Origin of the sequence: Winogradskya consettensis, from assembly GCF_018332715.1 — a bacterium.
GTDB lineage: Bacteria > Actinomycetota > Actinomycetes > Mycobacteriales > Micromonosporaceae > Actinoplanes > Actinoplanes consettensis.
The window spans coordinates 43,927-63,505 of sequence record NZ_BOQP01000019.1 but is presented as its reverse complement, the minus strand read 5'-3'; the positions used below and the strand labels follow the sequence as shown (position 1 = coordinate 63,505).

Below are 19,579 nucleotides of genomic sequence, written 5' to 3'. Positions count from 1 at the left end.
GCCTGTCCTGAGTGCGGGATTGCCGTCAGCCCGAACGTCACCTAGCCTCCCGTAAGGCAAGGCAACCCTTACTCACGAGGGCGTGCTGCCCCTGTGATGCGGAGCCGATCGATGTCCACGACGTACGAGCCCCCGCGTGGGCCCGCCGGACTGGCGACGGATCTGCACGGCGAGCACCTCGACCTGCGCTACGGAAAGACGGCCGTGGTCCACGGCGTCTCGGTGGCGCTGACGTCCGGTCAGGTGACGGCGCTGATCGGGCCGAACGGCAGCGGGAAGTCCACCCTGCTGCGCGCCCTCGCCCGGCTGCACCGCGCCGACGGTGGCGAGGTCGTGCTGCGCCACCACGACGGGCGGCCGGAGCGCGCGGTGTCGCTGCTCAGCGCCCGGCAGTTCGCGCGGGAGGTCACGCTGTTCTCGCAGTCGCGGCAGGCCCCGCACGGGCTGACCGTGAACGAGGTCGTCTCGTTCGGGCGCCACCCGCACCGGCGGCGCTTCGCCGGGCCGTCGCCCGCGGACCGGAGCGCGGTCAGCCGTGCGATGGAGGTCACCGGCGTACGCGACATGGCCGAACGCGCCGTCGGTGAGCTCTCCGGTGGCGAGATGCAGCGCGTCTGGCTCGCCGCCTGTGTGGCCCAGGAGACCGGCGTCGTGCTGCTCGACGAGCCGACGAACCATCTGGACCTGCGCTACCAGATCGAGACGCTCGACCTGGTCCGCGATCTCGCCGACGAGCACGGCGTCGCCGTCGGCATCGTCCTGCACGACCTCGACCACGCCGCCCGGGTCGCGGACACGCTCGTGCTCCTGCACGCCGGGCGCATCCACGCCGCCGGGGATCCCCTGGACGTGCTCACCGCCGGGAACCTCAGCGAGGTCTACGACCTGAACGTCGAGGTCGGCGTCGATCCCCGCACCGGGCGCCTGCGCATAGACCCTGTCGGGCGGCATCCCGCCCGCAACCGAAACACCAGCACCACCTCAGGAGAGAACCTCGCATGATCCTTGTCAACCGCCTGACGGCCACCGCGGCGATGCTCGCCGTGGCAGCCGCCACGATCACGGCCTGCGGCACCACGAAGGTCGACGAACCCGCCGCCGGCGGCCCGTCCGCCCCCGCGTCGCAGACCTGCGCCGACGACACCACCTCGACCGCGACCGGCCCGGTGTCGATGACGGACGGCGTCGGGCGCAAGGTGGAGCTCGCCAAGCCCGCCCAGCGGGTCGCGGTCCTGGAGTGGCAGCAGACCGAGGACGTGCTCACGCTGTGCCTCACCCCGGTCGCGGTCGCCGACGCGAAGGGCTATGCGACCTACGTCAAGGCGGAGACGCTGCCCGCGAACGTCGCCGACACCGGCGAGCGCGGTGAGCCCGACCTCGACGCGCTCTACGCGACGAAGCCCGACCTCATCATCGTCGAGGCATTCAAGGCGGACGACGAGCTGATCACGAAGCTCGAGAAGCGTGGCGTCCCCGTGCTCGCCACGGTCGGCGCCGACGCCACCGGCCAGATCGCGAACATGAAGAAGGTCTTCTCGATGATCGGTACGGCCACCGGCCGCACCGAACGCGCCGACCTCGTCCTGCGGCAGTTCGACGAGCACCTCGCGCAGGCCAAGACGAAGGTGGCCGCCGCGAACGTCACCGCCAAGGATTTCCTGTTCTTCGACGGCTGGATCGAGGGCGGCAACGTCGTCATCCGCCCGTACGGCAAGGGCGCCCTGTTCACCGAGCTCGGCGAGCAGCTCGGCCTGACCCCGGCGTGGACCGACGCCGTCAACAAGGCCTACGGCAGCGGCGGCGTCGACCCCGCGTACGGCCTCGCGCAGACCGACATCGAGGGCCTCACCGCCGTCGGCGGCGCGACGCTGTTCTACTCCGACGACCAGACCCCGGAGAGCTACGTTCCGGAGCTGCGCAAGAGCTCGATCTGGACGGCGCTCCCGGCCGTGAAGGAGGGACGGGCGTACCCGTTCCCCGCGGGCGTCTGGGGAGCCGGTGGACCGTTGTCGAACGAGCAGGCGATCGACGCGTACACCGAGATCCTGACCAAGGGGTGAAAACCCGTCGTGGCGTGAGCGGGGCAGCCGTCCTGGTTGTCCTGCTCGTCGCCGTTGTCGTGGTCGGGCTGTGGCACGTGACCCAGGGAACCTCCGGGGTCGGGTTCTGGGACCTCCTGCGCTACCTGTCCGGGGCGCGGGAGGACGTCGGCGGCGTACCCATCACGGACGTCGTGACCGGCTCCCGCCTGCCCCGCGTCTTCGCCGGGATCGCGGTCGGTGTGGCACTCGGCTCGGCCGGGGCGCTGCTCCAGTCGGTCACCCGCAACGCGCTGGCCGCCCCGGACACCCTCGCCGTCACCGCCGGGGCCTACTTCGCGCTGTGCGTGGTCGCCGCGTTCAATCTCGCCGTGCCGCTGTGGGCCTCGGGCGCCGTTGCGTTCGGTGGTGGGCTGCTCGCCGCGGGGCTCGTGCTCGGCCTCGTCGGTGCCGCCTCGGGCGCGGCGTCCACACGGCTGATCCTGGCCGGCTCGGCGGTCGCGATGGCGCTCGACGCGGCGACCGCGATGCTGCTGATCCTGTTCAAGGACAGCACCACCGGGTTGTACGCGTGGGGCAGCGGCTCGCTCGCGCAGCTGAACATCGACGCGGCCATGCGCGCCGTCCCGGTCATCGCCGTGGTGCTCGCCGTCGTCCTGCTGCTGTCGCGGCGGCTCGACGTGCTCGGCCTCGGCGACGACGCGGCGGCCTCGCTCGGCGTACCGATCCGCACGACCCGGATCGCCGCCGTGCTCTGCGCCGTCCTGCTGACGAGCATCTCGGTGACGCTCGCCGGGCCCATCGCGTTCATCGGTCTCGCCGCGCCGGTCGCCGTACGCCTCGCCGCCACCCGCATCGGCGTACTCGGCCGGCACGTGTTCCTGATCCCCGCCTGCGGGCTGGCCGGGGCGCTGCTGGTGCTCCTCGCTGACGCCGTGCTCCGGGCCGTCCTCGGCCCCCAGGCGGCCGCGTCCATCCCCACCGGGGTCCCGACCTCGCTGCTCGGCGCCGTGGTCATCGTGATCCTCGCGCTGCGGTTGCGTGACTCGGGAGCGGCACGGGACGCGCCCCGCACACACGTGGCCATCCGCTCGCGCGGCCGTTTCCTCACCGTCGTGGCCGTGGTCGCGGTGCTGCTCGTCGCGACGGGGCTGACCGGTCTGCTCGCGGGCAGCCTGTGGCTGCGCACCGGTGACGTCCTGCTCTGGCTCCAGGGCACCGCGCCGGACCTGATCGCCGGCGCCCTCGACGACCGGGCACCCCGCGTCGCCGCTGCCATCGCGGCCGGTGCGGCACTCGCGCTCGCCGGGACGGTCGTGCAGGGCACCGTACACAACCCGCTGGCCGAACCGGGCGTCCTCGGCATCACGGCGGGCGCGGGTCTCGGCGCGGTGCTCGTGGTGACCTCCAGCATCGGCGGCGGCCGCACCGCCCTCATCGTCACCGCCGTCGCGCTGGGACTCGCCACCTTCGCCCTCATCGCCTTCCTGGCCTGGCGCGGCGGGCTCCTGCCCGACCGGTTCCTGCTCATCGGCATCGGCTGCGGCTACGCGCTCAGCGACATCAGCACGTTCCTGCTGCTGCGCGCCGACCCGTGGGACACACCCCGCATCCTCACGTGGCTCTCGGGCACGACCTACGGCCGCACGTTCGCCGACGTTCTGCCGGTCGCCGTTGTCCTGCTGCTCGCGACCCCGGTGGTTCTGGGAATGCGCCGCCAGCTCGACCTGCTGGCCATCGACGAGGACACCCCCAAGATCTTCGGGGTACGCCGGGAAGGCGCGCGGCTCTCCCTCCTCACCATCGCCGCGGTCACGGCGGCGGTGAGCGTGATCGCGGTCGGCGTCGTCGGCTTCGTGGGGCTCGTCGCCCCGCACATCGCCCGCAGCCTCGTCGGCGTCCGGCACGGGCGGATCATCCCCGTCGCCATGCTGATCGGCGGGCTGCTCGTCTGTGTGGCCGACACACTCGGGCGTACGGTCATCGCCCCCTCGCAGATCCCCGCGGGGCTGATGATGGCCCTGGTCGGGGCGCCCTACTTCATCTGGCTCCTGCGCCGGTCACGAACTCACGGATGAGTGCACTGACCAGCTCGGGGCGCTCGGCGACGAGGTGATGCGAGGTCCCCGGCACGACGCACAGCTGCGCGCCGGGGATCGACGCGGCGATGCGCAGGCTGTGCCCGGGGCGGATCGAGTCGCGGTCGCCCGACATCACGAGCACGGGCGCCGTGATCCGGGACAGCTCCGCCGGCTCGATGTGCGGCTCGCTGGTCCAGAGCCGGAAAAGCTTGGCCAGCACGACGTCCGCATGCTCCGGGCCGTCGGGCGACAGCCGTTCGTACGCCATGCGCTCGACGTCCGGCCGCTCGTCGCGGCTGATCTTGTCCAGCACGGGACCGTCGCCGGCTTCTTCGGAGAACACCGACGGATCGAGGTTCGCGCTGATCGCGGTCAGTGAACGGACCCGTTCCGGATGGTCGAGGGCGAGCAGCAGCCCGATGATCGCGCCGTCGCTGTAGCCGACGATGTGCGCCGAATCGACCCCCACGGCGTCGAGGTAGGCCAGGGTGTCGGCGACGCCGCGCTCGTAGCCGTACTCTCCGTCGATGTCCTTGGAACGGCCGTGACCGGGACGCTCGAAAGCGAACACGCGGTGATCCGCCACGAGCGCTTCGGACGGCGCGCACAACGCTTCGAGGGAGCAGAAGCCGCCGTGCAGCAGGAGGACGGGATCGCCCTCGCCGGCAACCTCCGAGTACAGGTCACGGTCACCGATTCGCAGGTAGGGCACCCTGCCACTCTAGTACCGAGGTGTGAGAGGGTGCGCCGATGACACAGGGCTGGGAGCAGGACGGGTCGTTTGCGCCGCACCGGGTTTTGCGTACGCCTCTGGGCCTGGACGACGACCATTCCTTCGGTGCGGTAGGACCGGCCGCGCTGGTGACGGTCGCGGGCCGGCCCGCCCTTGCCTGTTTCGGGTTGCCGACCGATGCGGGGTCCTACTACTCCGTGGTGGATCTGGAGACCGGAGAACGCATCCCGGACCGGTCGGGACTGCACGGCTCGGAGGGGCCACGCGCAGCGGCGGCGGGCATGTGCGGTGACCGGGCCGTTCTCGCTTTCCTGCTCCAGTGCACTGTCGACGGAGACATCTATCGCCGTGTGCTGCGGTTGCGCGACGCCTGGTCGGGCGAGCTCATCGACGTCGAGTTTCCCCGCATGCGACGCGACAGCCCGATCGCGGTCACCACGGTCGACGGGCGCGGCATGGTCGCCGTGGGGTCCACAGTGTACGACGCGGCCGACGCCGGTGTGATCGCCGAGCACGACGGCCCCGGTTACATCAAGGCCTTCGTGGACCACGACGGCCGCCTCCTCCAGGTCCGCTACGACGTCATGGGCCGCGTCCATCTACTGCAGGACGCCCTCACGGGTACGCCTGTCGGAACCCCGTTCCCCGGCCACGACACCAGCAAGGTCGCGACGATCGAGGTCGACGGCCACCTCTGGGTCGTGTTCGTCGCCGGCAAACGGGCCGGCATCCCACTGACGGCGTGGGACGTCACCGCAGGCCGCGAGGTGGAGTTGCCGCCGTTGTGGGACGCCGGACCGGACGACGACCGCCCGATCGAGAACCTGCGGCTGTCACTGCGGGACGGCGTGATCACCGCCCTGGTGCAGTGGGGATATCAGGGCAGGTACGGCACCGAGGTCTGGGTGACCGCACCGGGCGGCGCGCCGCGGCGGGGCATCGACTTCGGCAGCTCCAGCGCGATCGCCCTCGCTGTCCTCGACGGCCGGGCAACGGCGGTGGCGGGCTTCGACAACCGCTCCCTGCTGGTGTTCGACGCCGCCGCGGATGCCCTCGTGCCGAGCCCCTACTACACCGGTGCGATCACGGCTGAGATCAGAAAACGAGGCTGCTGCTTCGCCGACATCGCCGGCCGGGGTTCCCTGCTGGTGTGCGGCCCCACGAGCGTGTTGTGGGACCTCGCATCGGGTCTTCCCGTGGCGACGGCGCCGTTCGGTGAGGCGGTGCAGACCCTCGCGGCCGGAGTCCTCGACGGTCACACGGTGTTCGCCGTCCTGACCCCCACGGCATTGCAGGTGTGGGATCCGCAGACGTCCCGCACGCTCTTCCACCGGGAGCTTCCCGAGCAGTCCCGCCGCCACGCACTATTCCCCAGCCCGTTGACGTTCGTGGAGTTCGCCGGGCGCACCACCGTGGCGAGACGGTTCGACCAGAGCATCGAATTCCATGACGCCCGGACCGGTGAGATCGTGGGCAGCGTCGACGCCGGGGCCCTGAAGATCGTCGACGTTCTCACCACCGGCCGGATCAGCGGCCGTACCCTGCTCGCCGCCGGGGACCGTGGCGGCCCGGTGCAATTCTGGGACCCCGCCACCGGCGAGCAGGTAGGTCCGGTGCTGAAGGGCCACCACCTGTCCGTCACCAACGCGGCCGTGTCGGCCATCGCCTTCACCCGGCTGTCCGGCCGCGACGTCGTGGTCACCGGCGGCCTCGACAAAACCGTGCGGCTCTGGGACGCCACCAGCGGCGACGCCATCGGCACCCCCTTCGCCGCCCACACCGGCGAGATCACCGCACTGCTGCCGGCGAGCTGGGGGGATCAGGAAACGGTGCTCTCGGTGGCCACCACAGGCGCCCCGCGGATGTGGATGCTGGGCGCACCCCCGGTGGACACGGGACACACCGGCGAGATCTCCGCCCTGGTCGCCGGCGTCCGGAACGGCAGTCCCGCCTTCGCCTCCAGCTCCGCGGACGGAACAATCCGGCTGTGGGACGCTGCCACCACCCGGATCACCGGCTCGATCACCGCCGGCCCGGGCGGGGTCACCGGGGTGGCGTTCGGCGGCCCGTCCCGTGACATCCTGATCAGTGTCACCGAGAGCGGCCGCGTGCAACGCTGGGATGCCAACTCCGGCACCGCCATGGGCACCCCACTGCACAACACCGACATCCCGATGTACGCAGTGAGCACAGTGGACTTCGACGGACGCGCACTGGTCGGCGCTGCGGGAGCCGACCGGATGCTGCGAATCTGGGACGCGGCAACGGGAGAACCGGTCACGCAGCTCCCGGTCGGCAGGGTCGTCCGGTTCCTCTCACTGGCAGCGGCGGACGGGCACCTCCTGGCCCTCGTCTACGGCCACCCCACCGAAGCCGAAGGCACAGCGGATTCCGTGGCCGCCCTGTGGGACGTGCAGGCCCGACAGCCCGTCAACGCCCCCGTGCATCTCGACGACGGTGGCGAGGTGGCCACTCTCGGCGTCCTGAACGGTAGAATCGTCACGATGCACGGCCGCGACACCAGCGCCGAGGACTACGAGTACGACGGCCCGAGCATGGACAACCTGGAACTCCACGACGCCCTCACCGGCACCCTCCTCCACGTCCTCGAACAGCACGACCACGCCCGCAACGGCGCAGTGGTCATGGTCCCCACCGCGGACCGCACCGTCGTCGTCGCCGGCTTCGAGAACGGCACCGTCATCCTGGACGAGAGCCTGACGGAACTGAGCACACTCAAAGGCAAGCTGATCAACGCCGTCGCCGCCACCGACCTCGACGGCACCCTCGTCGTAGCCGCAGCCGACCAGGCCAACGCGGTCCACATCTGGAAACCAGCCATCTGAGGCGCAAGGAAACCTTCAATGGACGAGGCCTGGGCCCACGCCCACCGGATCGACACGAGCACCGCGCACCCGGCCCGGCGCTACAACTACCTGCTGGGCGGCAAGGACTACTTCCCCGTGGATCGTGATTCCGGCGAGGAATTCGAAAGGGTTTCCGGCTCAGCGAAACTCACGGCCCGAGAAAACCGGGCTTTCCTCCAACGTGCGGTCGCATTCCTCGCCACCGAGGGCCTCGACCAGTTCCTCGATATCGGGACGGGCCTGCCCACCGCGGACAACACCCATGAGGTCGCTCAGCGCATCAACCCCCGCAGCCGGGTGGCGTACGTCGACAACGACCCCCTGGTGCTCACCCACGCCAGGGCGATGTTGACCAGTACCCCCGAAGGTCATTCCTGCTACATCGAGGAGGACCTTCGCCGGCCCGACAAGATCCTCAACCATCCCGAGGTCAGAGCCGCCATCGATCTCAACCGGCCCCTGGCGTTGATGCTCGTTGCTGTCCTGCACTTCATCGAGAACGACGCCGAGGCACACGACATCGTGCAGCGGCTTCTCGACGCGTTGCCCTCCGGCAGCTACCTGGTCGCCTCGCACATGACTATCGACGGCAATTCACCGGAGCAGGCAGCGGCGTACCGCGCCCTGGTAGCAGCCGGGAGAATCGACGCGTTCACGCGGTCCCGGGAGCAGTTCAGCGAATTCTTCGCGGGCCTGGACCTCATCGGACCCGGTGTCGAGTGGGTCACCGACTGGCCCGAGCCGCTGCCTGCCGATCAGCGGCCCCCGGGCATCGCCGCCTACGGGGCTGTCGGCCGCAAGCCTTGATCCGACCAGGAGTCACGACAACTGCTGGACACCCGTGATCTCGACGGTGACGGCGGTGCGGGGCTGGGCGACGCAGGCGAGGATGTAGCCGTTGTCGCGGTCGGCCGGGCTGAGGCAGTTCGGTTCGGCCATCGTGACCTCGCCGCTGGTCAGGCGGATCCGGCATTCGCCGCAGCTGCCGACGGTGCAGGAGTACGGCAGGGGCAGCGCCGCCTCGAGACCGGCGTCCAGCAGCGTCTGCCCCGCGGCAACGGTGACGGTGCCCAGGTCGCCGATGGTCATCGTCTGCTCGGTGCCCTCGCCGGCCTGGACCGCGAGGCTTGCGAACGTCTCCTCGTGCCGGCGTGCGGCGGGCACCCCGAGATCGTCGAGGACCTCGGCCACGCCGGTCAGCATCCCCGCCGGGCCGCAGCTGTAGAAGTGCGCCTCGTCGCCGGGCGCTGCCTCGGCGAGCAGGCTCCGGACGGTCTCCTGGTCGAGGCGTCCGCGCCGGCCCCGCCAGCGCTGTCCGGGCCGGGAGAGCACGTGGTGCACGGTCAACCTGCCGGGATGCGCCCGCGCCAGGTCGGCGAGCGCGGCGGAGAAGATGATGCCGGACTCGGCCCGGTTGCCGTAGAGCAGCGTGATCCGGGTGTCGTGCGCGCCGGCGAGCGTCGATCGGATGATGCTCATCATGGGTGTGATGCCGCTGCCGGCAGCCATCAGTACGAGTTCCTTGGCCGGCCGGTCGACGCTGAACGACCCGGAGGGCCCGAGGATCCGCAGCTCGGCACCGGGCCTGACGGAGTCGCGGACGTGCGCTGAGGCGTACCCGTCGGCTGTGGCCTTGACCGTGAGCGTGAGCCGGGTGGATCCGGGCGCTGACGACGCCGAGTACGCGCGCCGCACAACCCGCCCGCCGATGTCGAGTACCAGCGTGAAGAACTGGCCGGGGAGGAAGTCGAACGCGGCGCCGTCCTCGAGCACGAGGGTCGTCGCGTCGGCCGTCTCCCGGATGACCTCGGCGACCCGCACCGTCCGCCCGGGTGTGGGTGCCGTCTGCGGGTTCGGCCCGTATCCCTCGCTCTGCAGCTGTTTGCTGAACATGGCAGCGGTCAGCGGTCGCGTCACCCGCGGGAACCTGCCGAGCTGGCGGACGAGCAGCCGTACCATCCGGCCCTTGATGCCCTGCGACATGTTCGAGGCGAGGTGGATGGCAGCGAGCGCGTTGAGATCGGGTACGGCGTTCAGGTCGACGTGCCGGGTCCGGTCCCACACCTGCGACGAGGCGATGGCATCGCTCGGCCCGACGATCGCCTCCGAAACGGTGAGAACCATTGCGGCGTGCGGGATCTGCGTTCCGACGGCCATCGTCCTCAGTAGACTCGGATCGTCGGTGAGCTCGGCCCGCCCGCTAAGCCGGAGCACCTCCAGCCGCCCCGGCACCAGCGCGACGAGCGACAACCGGTCGTCGGTGAGCAGGTTGTGCATGGTGTCGGCCCGCTTGTTTCCACGCCGGTCGGGCACGGCCAGCGTCCGCCCGTCGAGCACCCGCAGAAACCCCGGATTGTCGCCGCGCGGACTGCTGTCGCTGCCCCCAGCGGCATCCCATGACGAGACGACCAGGAACGGCGTCGCTGCCAGGAAGGCGGCAACCCGGGGATCCGTCAAGGGCCCTTCATCGGTACGCGCTGCAGCAGCCGGTCCCGGCCGGGGCGCCGCCCACAACCCGGAACGCCCCACCGCGCGGGCACAGTGGACGTACGCCTGCTCCACCGCGACGACGAGCCGCCCCGCCGTACCCGTCGCCAGGCTCGACCCGTTGAGCCGCAACACCTCGCCGACCCCGGGCAACAGGAACGCGAACGACACCCCACCTCCGGGTACGGGCTCCGCCTCCCCCTGCGGCAACCGCACCGAGATCCGCCGGGGCGACTCGACCTCGGCGAACCCGGGCCACCCGCCGACCACCGTGGTGCGCGGCCGCCCGTCCGCGTCGCAGTAGCCGAGACCGGCGATCGGGGCGGCTGCCAGCACCCGCCGGCACCCCTCGTCGAGCGCGTCCACCTGTTTGCGCATCACCGCGTCCATAGGCTCACCGATGATCGCTTCGAGCCCCGCCACGGTTGAGATGAGCTGCATGCTGATCACCGTAGGATGGCTGTTGAGCGCATGGCGGCCAACCGATAACGCGTACGCGCCAACCCGGAAGGATCCCGTGACCGTCTCACCGATCCTGAGCATCGAGCGGGGCACCCCCGCCGCCGGTCAGCAGCGGACCCACTCCCACCCGGAGCCGGTGCTGCTGTGGAGCGCGACCGCGACGGTCCTGGGCATCGCCGGCGCCCGGGACTGGCTGATCCCACCCGGCTACGGCCTGTGGGTGCCCGGCGGCGTCGAGCACGGCGGGACGGTCCTGCACGACGGCGAGATGTCGGTCATCCACCTCGACGCCGCCCACTGCCCGATCACCTGGCCCGCCCCGACCGGCGTCGCCGTCGGCCCACTGCTGCGCGAGCTCATCCGCCACCTCTACGGGACCGAGCCCCACGATCCCACCCGCACCCCGAGCGAGGCGCTCCTGTTCGCCCTGCTCGCCCCGCTGGCCACCCACGACATCCCGATCACCGTGCCGACGGATCCACGGGCACGGGCGATCGCGGAACGCCTCCTGGCCGACCCCGCCGACCAGCGCGAACTGGCCGACTGGGCCGATCACGTGCACTCCAGCGTGCGTACACTCTCCCGCCTCTTCCCCACCGAGACCGGCCTGACCTTCGCGGCCTGGCGCACCCACGCCCGCATCCGCGCCGCCGTCCCCCTGCTGGCCACGGGCACCCCGGTCAACACCACCGCCCGCGCCGTCGGCTACCGCAGACCCAGCGCCTTCATCACCGCCTTCCGCCGCATCACCGGCCAGACCCCCGGCATCTACCTCCCCGCTGGCTCATGAGCCTGCGACGCCCGTCTCCACCAACGCCGCGCGAAACGCGGCCACGGTCATGACCCGGTCCTCGGCCAGGGCCTCGTCCACGACGCCGGCGAGCCGGGCCGGCACCGCGCCCCGCGCCCCGATCCGGACCGGGTCTTCGCGCAGCACCACGCCGACCGGGTCACAGCCCGGCGGGAAGTCACGGGGGGTGTGACCGGTCAGCATCCAGTAGAGCGTGGCAGCCGCCGCCCAGACGTCCACCGCGGGCGTGACCCGCCGGTATCGCAGAAGCTGGGTCCGGGGCAGGAAACCGGCGCTGCCGCCGAGGTCGCCGGTCCGGGTGTTCCCGGACCATCCGGCCAGCTCGTACGCCTTGGCCAGGCCGAAGTCGGCGATCCGGGCGACGCCACCGGCGAGCAGCACGTTCTGCGGTTTGAGGTCCCGGTGCACGACTCCACGGGCTCCCCGGGTGGTGCCGTCCGCCAGAGGCACGTCCGGCAGATGTGCGTCGTGGGCATAGGCGAGCCCGTCCAGCACACCGAGCATGATCGGGACTGCCTCCTCCGGCGGGAGGACACCGCGCGAGTACACGCTGCCCTCCGGGTAGTACGCGCTCACGATGTGCGGCACCGGGTCCTCACCGGCCAAGAGGAACTCGGCGATGTTCGGGTGCCGCAGCACGCTCGCAATGCGCAGCTCGCGCAGGCACAGCCGGTTCTGCTCCGGGGTGCCCGCGGTCAGCACCTTCAGGGCGACCGGACGCCCGTCGCGGTCGTACGCGAGGAAGACCGTGCCCTGAGCACCCCGGCCGAGCTCGTGGCTGATAGTGAGTCCCGGGAACTCCAGCGGGCTCTCGGCGGCCGGCATGCGTCGCGGCTCAATCGACCAGCGCGACATACAGCGGCGAGCCCAGCAGCACCACGGTGCCGTCCGGTCCGGGCCCCTGCAGCAGCCGCTTCGCGATGAACTCCATGTTCTGGGCCGGGCCGCGCAATCCCGTCGAGGCGGCGTGCACGGCGGCGAGCGCGTCCTCGTCGCCGTCGACACCTGTGCCGTGCCCAGGCGGCGTGATCGCCTGCAACAACGACGGCAGCATCGACCGGCTCAGCGGACTGCCCTGCCCGGCTTCCTGGCCGGGCAGCCCGAACACGTGCTCCCGGGAACCACCCAGCCCGACGACGGTCTTCTCGTCCCGGCCGCCGAGATAGATCATCGAATGCCCGTCCTGACCGATCATCGGCCCCCAGCGCAGCGGCATCAGGCCCCACACGAACTGACCAGGGTTGTCGACGGTGCCGAGATCGCCATGGTCGTGCAGCCATCGCACGACCCGCTCGAGCCGGGTGACCCGGTCGGCCCCGGCCCGCGGCTCGTCGGTCGCCTTGGCCTTCAGCAGTTTGAGGTCGAACCCGATCTCCCATTTGCGCTGCCGGGTGGCACCGGCGTCGAGCTGTGGCAGCAACATGTCAATCTTGCGGTCGCTGACATAGACGAGATACCGGAAAGCCATGATCACCATACCCATCGATCGGCGCCATTTCGGACAACGGTAGCGACGAGTGTCTACTGTTGAATTCATGGGGGTCGAATGGCGTACGGGTGAGACCGTTCTGGATCTTTACCGGGTGAACGACGTGATCGAGTCTGGCGGAATGGGCACCGTCTATCACGTCAGCCATCTCGGCTGGGACATCGACCTGGCGATCAAAGTGGCGAAGGAGGTCACCCCGCAGCGGGTGGATCTCTTCGCCCGGGAAGCCGAGACCTGGGTACGCCTCGGCCTGCACCCGCACACCGTCAGCTGCGCCTACGTACGCCGCTACGAGGACGCTCCGCTCGTCTTCGCCGAATGGGTCGCCGGCGGCACCCTCGAACAGGCGATCACGAAACGCCGCCTCTACCGCGGTGACGACCGGGATGTCCTGCGACGGCTGCTCGGCGTAGTCGTTCAATTCGCCTGGGGGCTGCGGCACGCGCACGACTCGGGACTCATCCACCAGGATCTCAAGCCGTCCAACGTGCTGCTCACCGAGGAACCGGACAGCACCGTGAAGATCACCGACTTCGGCCTGGCCCGGGCCCGTGCGGTGGCGGCCGGCGCGGCACCCGCACGGCCCGGGTCGACACTCGCCGTCACCGGGGCCGGGCTCTTCACACCGGCGTACCGCTCACCCGAGCAGGGGCAGGGCGCCGCGACGCTGACCAAGGCGACCGACATCTGGTCCTGGGCGATCACGGTCTTCGAGATCTTCGCCGGCACGACGCCGCTGCAGGCCGGCGAGAACGCCCACACCTTCTTCGCGGCCTGGCTGGTGGACGACCAGCGAGACACCTCCATCCCGGCGATGCCCGCACGGCTGGCGGCACTGCTGCGCCGGTGCTTCGAGACGGATCCCCGCCGGCGAACGGTCCGCATGGACGAGGCGATCAGCGAGCTGCTCGCGATCTACCGGGCGGAGATCGGCAGCCCGTACGACCGGGAGGAGCCCAGCGCGGCCGCCCTGCGAGCCGACCAGAACAACAATCGCGCCCTGTCGCTGCTCGACCTCGGCCGCCCGGACGACGCCCGGCACGCCTGGGAGGAAGCCCTAGCTGCCGAGCCGTACCACCGGCACTCCGTCTACAACCTCGGCCTGCACCGCTGGCGCCGCGGGGAGATGACGTCGACCCGGCTGGACGCGGACCTGCGGGCCGCCGCGTCGGCCCGCGACGAGGACCCGGAGGTCGATCACCTGCGCGCGATGGTCCTGCTCGAAGGCGGTCATCCCGCTGCCGCGGCGCAGCTGCTCACCGGCATAGCTCCCACCGCTACGGCGGTAACCCCGGACGGGCGGGTGATCATCGCCCTCGGGAACGGCTCGGCCCAGGTGCGGCTCGTGGCCAGCGGCGAGTTGCTATCGAGCTGGGCCGGAGCCGACGGGTTCGTCGCGGTCAGCGCCGACGGCTCCACGGCGGCCTGCGGCACGCACGGCGCCGTGGTGGCCGTTCACGATGCGACGACGGGCGCGCAGCGGGCGCGCATCACGCTGCCTGCCGAGCCGAGTGCTCTCGCGCTGGATCCCACGGGAGCCGTCCTCGTGGCGGCCTGCGTGGACAGCTCCGTCACCACCTGGCTCGTCAGCACCGGGGTCCGCCGCCACACGCTGCAACCGGGCATCCGATTCCCGCGCGACACCGTCGGCCGGCTGCGGTTCACGCCGGACGGGTCAGCGATCACGTGGCTCGACCTGCTTCTCCTGAGACTGCGCACCTGGGACGCCCAGAGCGGCTTCCTGCTTGATTCCGTCCCCTACGGCCGCGGGACCGACCTGGACCCGTCGGCGCGGCACAGCTTCACGGGCACGCGGCACGATCCGGGCCTGCCCAGCGCGGTCGCGCTCTCCTACGAGCTGACGGACGACGAGCTGACGGACGACGAGCCGCCCGGGATGGGGCTGTCCCGGCCGCTGCCGCCGGCGGCGGGTGACGATCCCGACGTCGAGGCCGTGAGCATCGACGAGACGTACGCGGTGCTGAACCACGACGAGATCTGGGACCTGACATCCGGCCGGATGCTCCGGAGACGCGGCTCGATCGAGGACAGTGACCCCATCACCGACACGGGCGCGGGCGGCGTGACCACGGCACCGGGCGGGAAGACCCGCGCCTTCCTCGAGTTCAACGGGGCCGGGCCGCGGATGTCGTGGTCCTACGCGAGGCCGCTCGGCGCCGAGACCATCAGCGCGGCGTTCACCGCCGTGCGCCGCGCCCTCGACACCACGGACCCCGCAACCGGTGCCGCAGCCGCCGCGGCGCTCCGCAAGGCGCGGGACCTTCCCGGGCATCGCCGCGATCCGGCGCTGCTGGATCTCTGGGCCCGGGTCGGCCGGCAGGGCCGGCCCTCGACCCTGCTCGACGCCTGGCCGATCCAGGAGATTCCCGTCCCCGGTGACCGGAGAAGCGCCGCGATCACACCGGACGGGCGCCACATCGTGCTCCAGGCCGACAGCGAGATCCAGATCCGCGGCGCCCGTTCGGGTGACCCGCACCTGACCCTCGCCGATCAGGTCACCGCCATGGCGCTCGCTGCCACGGGCCGGCTGCTGACCGCGGATCCCGGACACGGGCTGCGGTTGTGGGATCTCGCCGGCCCGGACAACCCGCGAACGCTCGCCCGGCCGTCCGGGACGATCTCGTCGATCAGGGTGAGCGGCGACGGCAGCCTCGCCGTCACGCGGGATCCTGCCGGCTCTTTCCGGCTGTGGGACCTCGCCGCCGCACGGCGGATCCCGAACCCTCCCGGAGCCCCGGGCCAGGCCGATTCCGTACGGCTCGGCCCGACCGGCGAGCTGCTGTTCGTCACCGATCTACGACGGCAGCTCTCGCTGTGGCAGGTGCACGACGGCCGCCAACGGCGCGGGCCTCACGGGCCGCTGATCTCGGATCCGCTCGGGGTCTCCGGGGACGGGAGGACCGCCCTGCTGCGGGAGTGGGGTGACCGGGTGGTGTGGACCTTCGACGTCGAGCGAGGCGAGCCGGTGCATCGGCTGGCCGGGCATGCCGGACCGGTCCGGCACGGCTTGTTCACGGACGACGGGCGTACCGCGGTCACCGCCGGTGAGGACGGCACCATCCGGGTCTGGGACGTCACCTCCGGAGCCGGCCGCCACACCCTGCCCGGTCACCGAGGACGGATCTCCGGCATGAACCTCGCCGGGGTCGGGTCTCTCATAGCCGTCCGGGGCGGGCGCTTCCTGATCTCCGCCGGGCACGACCACGTGGTGCGGGTGTGGGACCTCGACACGGGCACGGCCGCCGGGGTGCTCGGCCCCGGGGACGAGGCCACCGGCAGCGACGACGGGCGCTTCGTGCTTGTCCGGGACGCCGCCGTGGCCCGGCTCTGGGAACTGGACTGGGATATCGACTTCCCGGAGAGGCCGCTGCGATGACCGTGCTGGGCTGCAACGGGAAGAACGGGGCCTGCACCAGACTGATCTCCGTATCAACGGTGCCAGGGGGAAACCGGCTCGCCCGGGACAACCCGGAGGACTGGTCGCGGACACACACCTACTGCCCGGGTTGTGGCCGTACCTATTGCGACCGGTGCACCGCCGGCCTCGGCCCGTCCCGGCGCTGTCACGAGTGCGGCGACACGGTCACCGATCCCGACACCGACCGGCGCACCCGCCTCACCCCGGCGATGGCGGCACACCACCGCGGCCTGCGGATGTTCCAGGACGGCCGATGGGAGCAGGCGCTCGCCGCCTTCGACGAGGCCGTAGGCCTGCCCGGCGCCCCGGCCGGCTCCCACTTCACCCGGGGCCTCCTGCTGTTCCGGCTCGGCCGCCACGACGAGGCCCTCAGCAGCTTCACCACCACGGCCCGCATCGATCCCGGGCACGCGGACGCGCACCACTACACCGGCGTCATCCACCTCCGCGGTGGCCGTGCGACCCTCGCGGCCACGGCGTTCGACAGGGCGCTCGGCCACGATCCCGCCCATCTGTACGCGGCGGCCATGCGGATGGAGGCTCTCACGAGAGCCGGGCGCCCCCGCGACTGCGTCCGCATCGGCGAACGAACGCTCGCCGCGGCGAAGAACCCCGACTTCACCGCCCTGGCCTCGGTGTACGCCCTGCTCGGCGACGCGCTGCAGCACCTGCACCGCGACGAGGAGGCATTGGCGATGCTGGACATCGCCTCCGGCATCGGCGAGGACGACCCGGCGGTCCATCGTGTCCGGGCGGCCGTGCTCCGGCGCCTGCACCGCGACGAGGAAGCCGCACTCGCCGCCCGCCTCGCCGCCGCGATCGGAGACCGCCCATGAGCTTTTTCCGCCGGAGCCGTACCCCGATAGCCCGCACCCTGGCCGAGGCCGAGATCTATCTTCAGCTGCATCCCTGCACCTGCGGCGCGATCGACATCCCCGGCGCGACGCACCGGGGCGACGCACTCTGGTACGACGGCGCCTGCCCCCTGTGCGGCCGGCCCCGCGCCGAACCATTCGGCCTGCCGCTGGCCGCACCCGCGTTCGGCACCCACTTCGAGACCTTCTACGGCGGCCCGCAGCCGTCCACGCTGATCGACGCCGGCGAGTGGCTCGACCTCCGGGCCCGCTACGCGAGCGTCGTACCCCCCGCACCGGGCAGCGCCCCATCGGTGGTCACCCGGTACACCGAGCGCATCACCCAGGCAACGGCACAGGTGACCGAATACCTCAAGTTCATCCCCGGTAACGGCCGGTGGACGACGCCGCCGAGGAGCGCCTACTGGACCGACGCCGGACGCGAGGCGGCACGCAAGGAAGTCACGCTCGGCCGGGCCTACAAGGAGGCCTACCGGCAGGCAATCAGCCAGGATCTGATCGAGAAGGGCGGCCGTTACCGGGGAGTCCGCATCGAGGGCGCCTACCCCGAGCCGTCATGAGTCGGCGATCCGCCTGATCAGGGCCGAGGCTTCCGCCAGGGTGGCCCGCTCGGCGGGGGTGAGCTCGGCGAGGCGCGCGTTGAGCCAGCTCACGCGATGCGCCCGGGCCTCGGCCGCCACCTCGGCACCCGCCGGGGTCGTCTCGATGAGCATGCGCCGCCCGTCGGCCGGGTCCCGGGCACGGTCCACGTAGCCGCCGGTGACCAGGCGGTTGACGGTCTGGCTCATCGACCCGGTGGTGACCCGGGCCCGCTCGCTGAGCTCGGTGAGCGTCAGCGCCCCGTTCTTGGCCAGCGCGATGAGCACGCCGACGGCGGCGTCGCCGAGCTCGCCCTCGGAGCGCTCGGACCGGAACCGGCTGTAGATCCGGGCGACCGCGGACTGCAGGTCGGCGCCGAGATCGTGGCTTGTGTCACGCACAGTTGCGAAGTATAACTAAGCAGTTCCATAGTAATACTACAGATTGCTCGGCCCGCCCCCAGGAGAACCATGACCGTCCTCGGCACGATCCTCTACCCGCTCGGCCGCCTGCTGCGTAACAAACGCCCCGACCTCGCCCTCAGCGTCCGCAACGCACCCCAACTGGCCACCACCCGCACGATCACCCTGACCAGCCCCGCCTTCACCCACGGCGGCGAGATCCCCGACCGGCACTGCTCCCTGGACCTCGGCCCGAACATCGCCCCCGCCCTGGCCTGGTCCGGTATCCCGGCCGGCACCGCCCAGCTCTTGTTCATCCTGGAGGACATCGACGTCCCGATGAACCGCCCCGGCCTGCACACGATCGCCCTGCTGGACCCCGCCACCCCCGGCCTCGCGGAAGGAGACCTCACCCCGGACAACAAAGCCATCAGGTACGTCCCCTGCGTCCGCGGCCGCACCGGCTACCTCGGCCCCCGCCCCCTCCCCGGCCACGGCCTCCACCACTACGGCTTCCACCTCTACGCCCTCAACACCCCCATCCCCGCCGACCACCCCCTGACCGGCCTGCCCGACATCCTCACCGCCGCCAACGGCCACGTCCTCGCCGACGCCTTCCTCGAAGGCACCAAGCGCGACTGACATTCGTTGACGCTTGCGGCGCACCCGAGGAAACAGTGACCATCAGTCGCGCGGCACTGCATCAGGCCATCGGCGCCGCGCTGACGAGTGCGGCCTGAGGCTCGCTCGCGGGGGCCTGCCGGTTGCTACTCTGCCGGGGTGATCGAGCCGTTGCGTACCGACCGTCTTGTTGTTCGCCGGTTCACGATGGCGGATGTGGACGACTTCTGTGCGTACCAATCGGATCCGAGGGTGCGAAAGTTCCTTCAGGGCGCACCGCAGTCCGCCGAGGAGGCGGCCCGATATCTGGCCGCTCAGGCCGTCCTCGACGAAAGAGCCACCAGCGCCTGGCACGGGTACGCCGTCCAGCATCTCGAATCCGGCAAGGTGATCGGTGACGTCGGGGTGTACCTCGTGTCCGCCGGCGAGGGCGACGTCGGTTTCCAGTTCCACCCCGCGTTCCACGGCCAGGGCTACGCACGGGAAGCCATGGTCGCGTTCCTGCGGTACGTGTTCGACATCCTCGGCGTCGAGCACGTCACGGCCGGCTGCGACCGGGCCAACGCCGCCTCCTCCACCCTGCTCCAACGCCTCGGCCTGCACCCCCGGCCGGCGTCCCCCGACGACGGCGATCTCCGATTCGACCTGACCCGCGACGAGTGGCGCGCTCAGCCCTGAGACGTCAGGCCGGGGTC

16 protein-coding genes are annotated in these 19,579 nt (G+C 71.2%); 11 read left to right on the top strand and 5 right to left on the bottom strand.

Annotated elements, in window-relative coordinates; translation table 11 throughout:
• Positions 1-111 precede the first annotated feature (111 nt).
• The 3 genes from Aco04nite_RS19595 to Aco04nite_RS19585 are packed head-to-tail and all read left to right on the top strand — an operon-like array spanning position 112 to position 4,117.
• Positions 112-1,002, top strand: coding sequence for an ABC transporter ATP-binding protein (locus Aco04nite_RS19595; RefSeq protein WP_212998686.1), 891 nt, complete (start codon positions 112-114; stop codon positions 1,000-1,002).
• A complete protein-coding gene (locus Aco04nite_RS19590) occupies positions 999-2,060 on the top strand; it encodes an iron-siderophore ABC transporter substrate-binding protein (protein WP_244876123.1) in 1,062 nt (353 codons plus the stop codon). The genes Aco04nite_RS19595 and Aco04nite_RS19590 overlap by 4 nt, the downstream gene beginning before the upstream one ends.
• Positions 2,057-4,117 carry an iron ABC transporter permease gene (locus tag Aco04nite_RS19585; protein ID WP_212998685.1) on the top strand — a complete coding sequence of 687 codons (2,061 nt, stop codon included), beginning with the start codon at positions 2,057-2,059 and terminating at the stop codon, positions 4,115-4,117. Before Aco04nite_RS19590 ends, Aco04nite_RS19585 begins: the two co-directional genes overlap by 4 nt.
• Here Aco04nite_RS19585 and Aco04nite_RS19580 read toward each other — a convergent pair.
• The gene (locus Aco04nite_RS19580; protein ID WP_244876122.1) at positions 4,080-4,832 is read right to left on the bottom strand and encodes an alpha/beta fold hydrolase; all 753 of its coding nucleotides are present in this window, start codon (positions 4,830-4,832) and stop codon (positions 4,080-4,082) included. The genes Aco04nite_RS19585 and Aco04nite_RS19580 overlap by 38 nt on opposite strands.
• A 38-nt stretch (positions 4,833-4,870) precedes the next feature.
• Between Aco04nite_RS19580 and Aco04nite_RS19575 the strand changes: the two genes are divergently transcribed.
• Complete coding sequence (locus Aco04nite_RS19575; protein WP_212998684.1) at positions 4,871-7,699, top strand: WD40 repeat domain-containing protein; 2,829 nt, start codon at positions 4,871-4,873, stop codon at positions 7,697-7,699.
• A gap of 18 nt (positions 7,700-7,717) precedes the next feature.
• Complete coding sequence (locus Aco04nite_RS19570; protein WP_212998683.1) at positions 7,718-8,527, top strand: SAM-dependent methyltransferase; 810 nt, start codon at positions 7,718-7,720, stop codon at positions 8,525-8,527.
• Between the two features lie 12 nt (positions 8,528-8,539).
• Here the strand turns inward: Aco04nite_RS19570 and Aco04nite_RS19565 are convergent, their stop codons facing one another.
• Positions 8,540-10,648 (bottom strand): 2Fe-2S iron-sulfur cluster-binding protein, encoded by a 2,109-nt coding sequence (locus Aco04nite_RS19565; RefSeq protein WP_212998682.1) that lies wholly within the window; start codon positions 10,646-10,648, stop codon positions 8,540-8,542.
• A gap of 76 nt (positions 10,649-10,724) precedes the next feature.
• On the opposite strand from Aco04nite_RS19565, the gene Aco04nite_RS19560 reads away from it, so the two are divergent.
• Positions 10,725-11,459, top strand: coding sequence for a helix-turn-helix transcriptional regulator (locus Aco04nite_RS19560; protein ID WP_212998681.1), 735 nt, complete (start codon positions 10,725-10,727; stop codon positions 11,457-11,459).
• Here Aco04nite_RS19560 and Aco04nite_RS19555 read toward each other — a convergent pair.
• Both Aco04nite_RS19555 and Aco04nite_RS19550 read right to left on the bottom strand, forming a co-directional pair.
• Positions 11,454-12,305 carry a serine/threonine-protein kinase gene (locus Aco04nite_RS19555; RefSeq protein WP_212998680.1) on the bottom strand — a complete coding sequence of 284 codons (852 nt, stop codon included), beginning with the start codon at positions 12,303-12,305 and terminating at the stop codon, positions 11,454-11,456. The two genes, Aco04nite_RS19560 and Aco04nite_RS19555, sit on opposite strands and share 6 nt — an antisense overlap.
• 10 nt (positions 12,306-12,315) lie before the next feature.
• The gene (locus tag Aco04nite_RS19550) at positions 12,316-12,948 is read right to left on the bottom strand and encodes a DUF7019 family protein (RefSeq protein WP_212998679.1); all 633 of its coding nucleotides are present in this window, start codon (positions 12,946-12,948) and stop codon (positions 12,316-12,318) included.
• Between the two features lie 67 nt (positions 12,949-13,015).
• On the opposite strand from Aco04nite_RS19550, the gene Aco04nite_RS19545 reads away from it, so the two are divergent.
• Genes Aco04nite_RS19545 through Aco04nite_RS19535 form a run of 3 tightly spaced genes read left to right on the top strand, consistent with a single transcriptional unit; the run spans position 13,016 to position 17,843 of the window.
• Positions 13,016-16,366, top strand: a complete 3,351-nt coding sequence (locus tag Aco04nite_RS19545; protein ID WP_212998678.1) for a WD40 repeat domain-containing serine/threonine protein kinase — start codon at positions 13,016-13,018, stop codon at positions 16,364-16,366.
• A gap of 59 nt (positions 16,367-16,425) precedes the next feature.
• Positions 16,426-17,244, top strand: coding sequence for a tetratricopeptide repeat protein (locus tag Aco04nite_RS19540; protein ID WP_212998677.1), 819 nt, complete (start codon positions 16,426-16,428; stop codon positions 17,242-17,244).
• Positions 17,241-17,843, top strand: coding sequence for a hypothetical protein (locus tag Aco04nite_RS19535; RefSeq protein WP_212998676.1), 603 nt, complete (start codon positions 17,241-17,243; stop codon positions 17,841-17,843). The genes Aco04nite_RS19540 and Aco04nite_RS19535 overlap by 4 nt, the downstream gene beginning before the upstream one ends.
• Here Aco04nite_RS19535 and Aco04nite_RS19530 read toward each other — a convergent pair.
• Positions 17,838-18,263, bottom strand: coding sequence for a MarR family winged helix-turn-helix transcriptional regulator (locus tag Aco04nite_RS19530; protein ID WP_212998675.1), 426 nt, complete (start codon positions 18,261-18,263; stop codon positions 17,838-17,840). The genes Aco04nite_RS19535 and Aco04nite_RS19530 overlap by 6 nt on opposite strands.
• A 69-nt stretch (positions 18,264-18,332) precedes the next feature.
• Between Aco04nite_RS19530 and Aco04nite_RS19525 the strand changes: the two genes are divergently transcribed.
• Both Aco04nite_RS19525 and Aco04nite_RS19520 read left to right on the top strand, forming a co-directional pair.
• On the top strand, positions 18,333-18,905 hold the full coding sequence (locus Aco04nite_RS19525) for a YbhB/YbcL family Raf kinase inhibitor-like protein (RefSeq protein WP_212998674.1): 573 nt from the start codon (positions 18,333-18,335) through the stop codon (positions 18,903-18,905).
• Between the two features lie 138 nt (positions 18,906-19,043).
• Entirely contained in the window at positions 19,044-19,562 is a 519-nt protein-coding gene (locus tag Aco04nite_RS19520; RefSeq protein ID WP_212998673.1) for a GNAT family N-acetyltransferase, read from the top strand.
• The last annotated feature ends 17 nt before the right edge of the window (positions 19,563-19,579 follow it).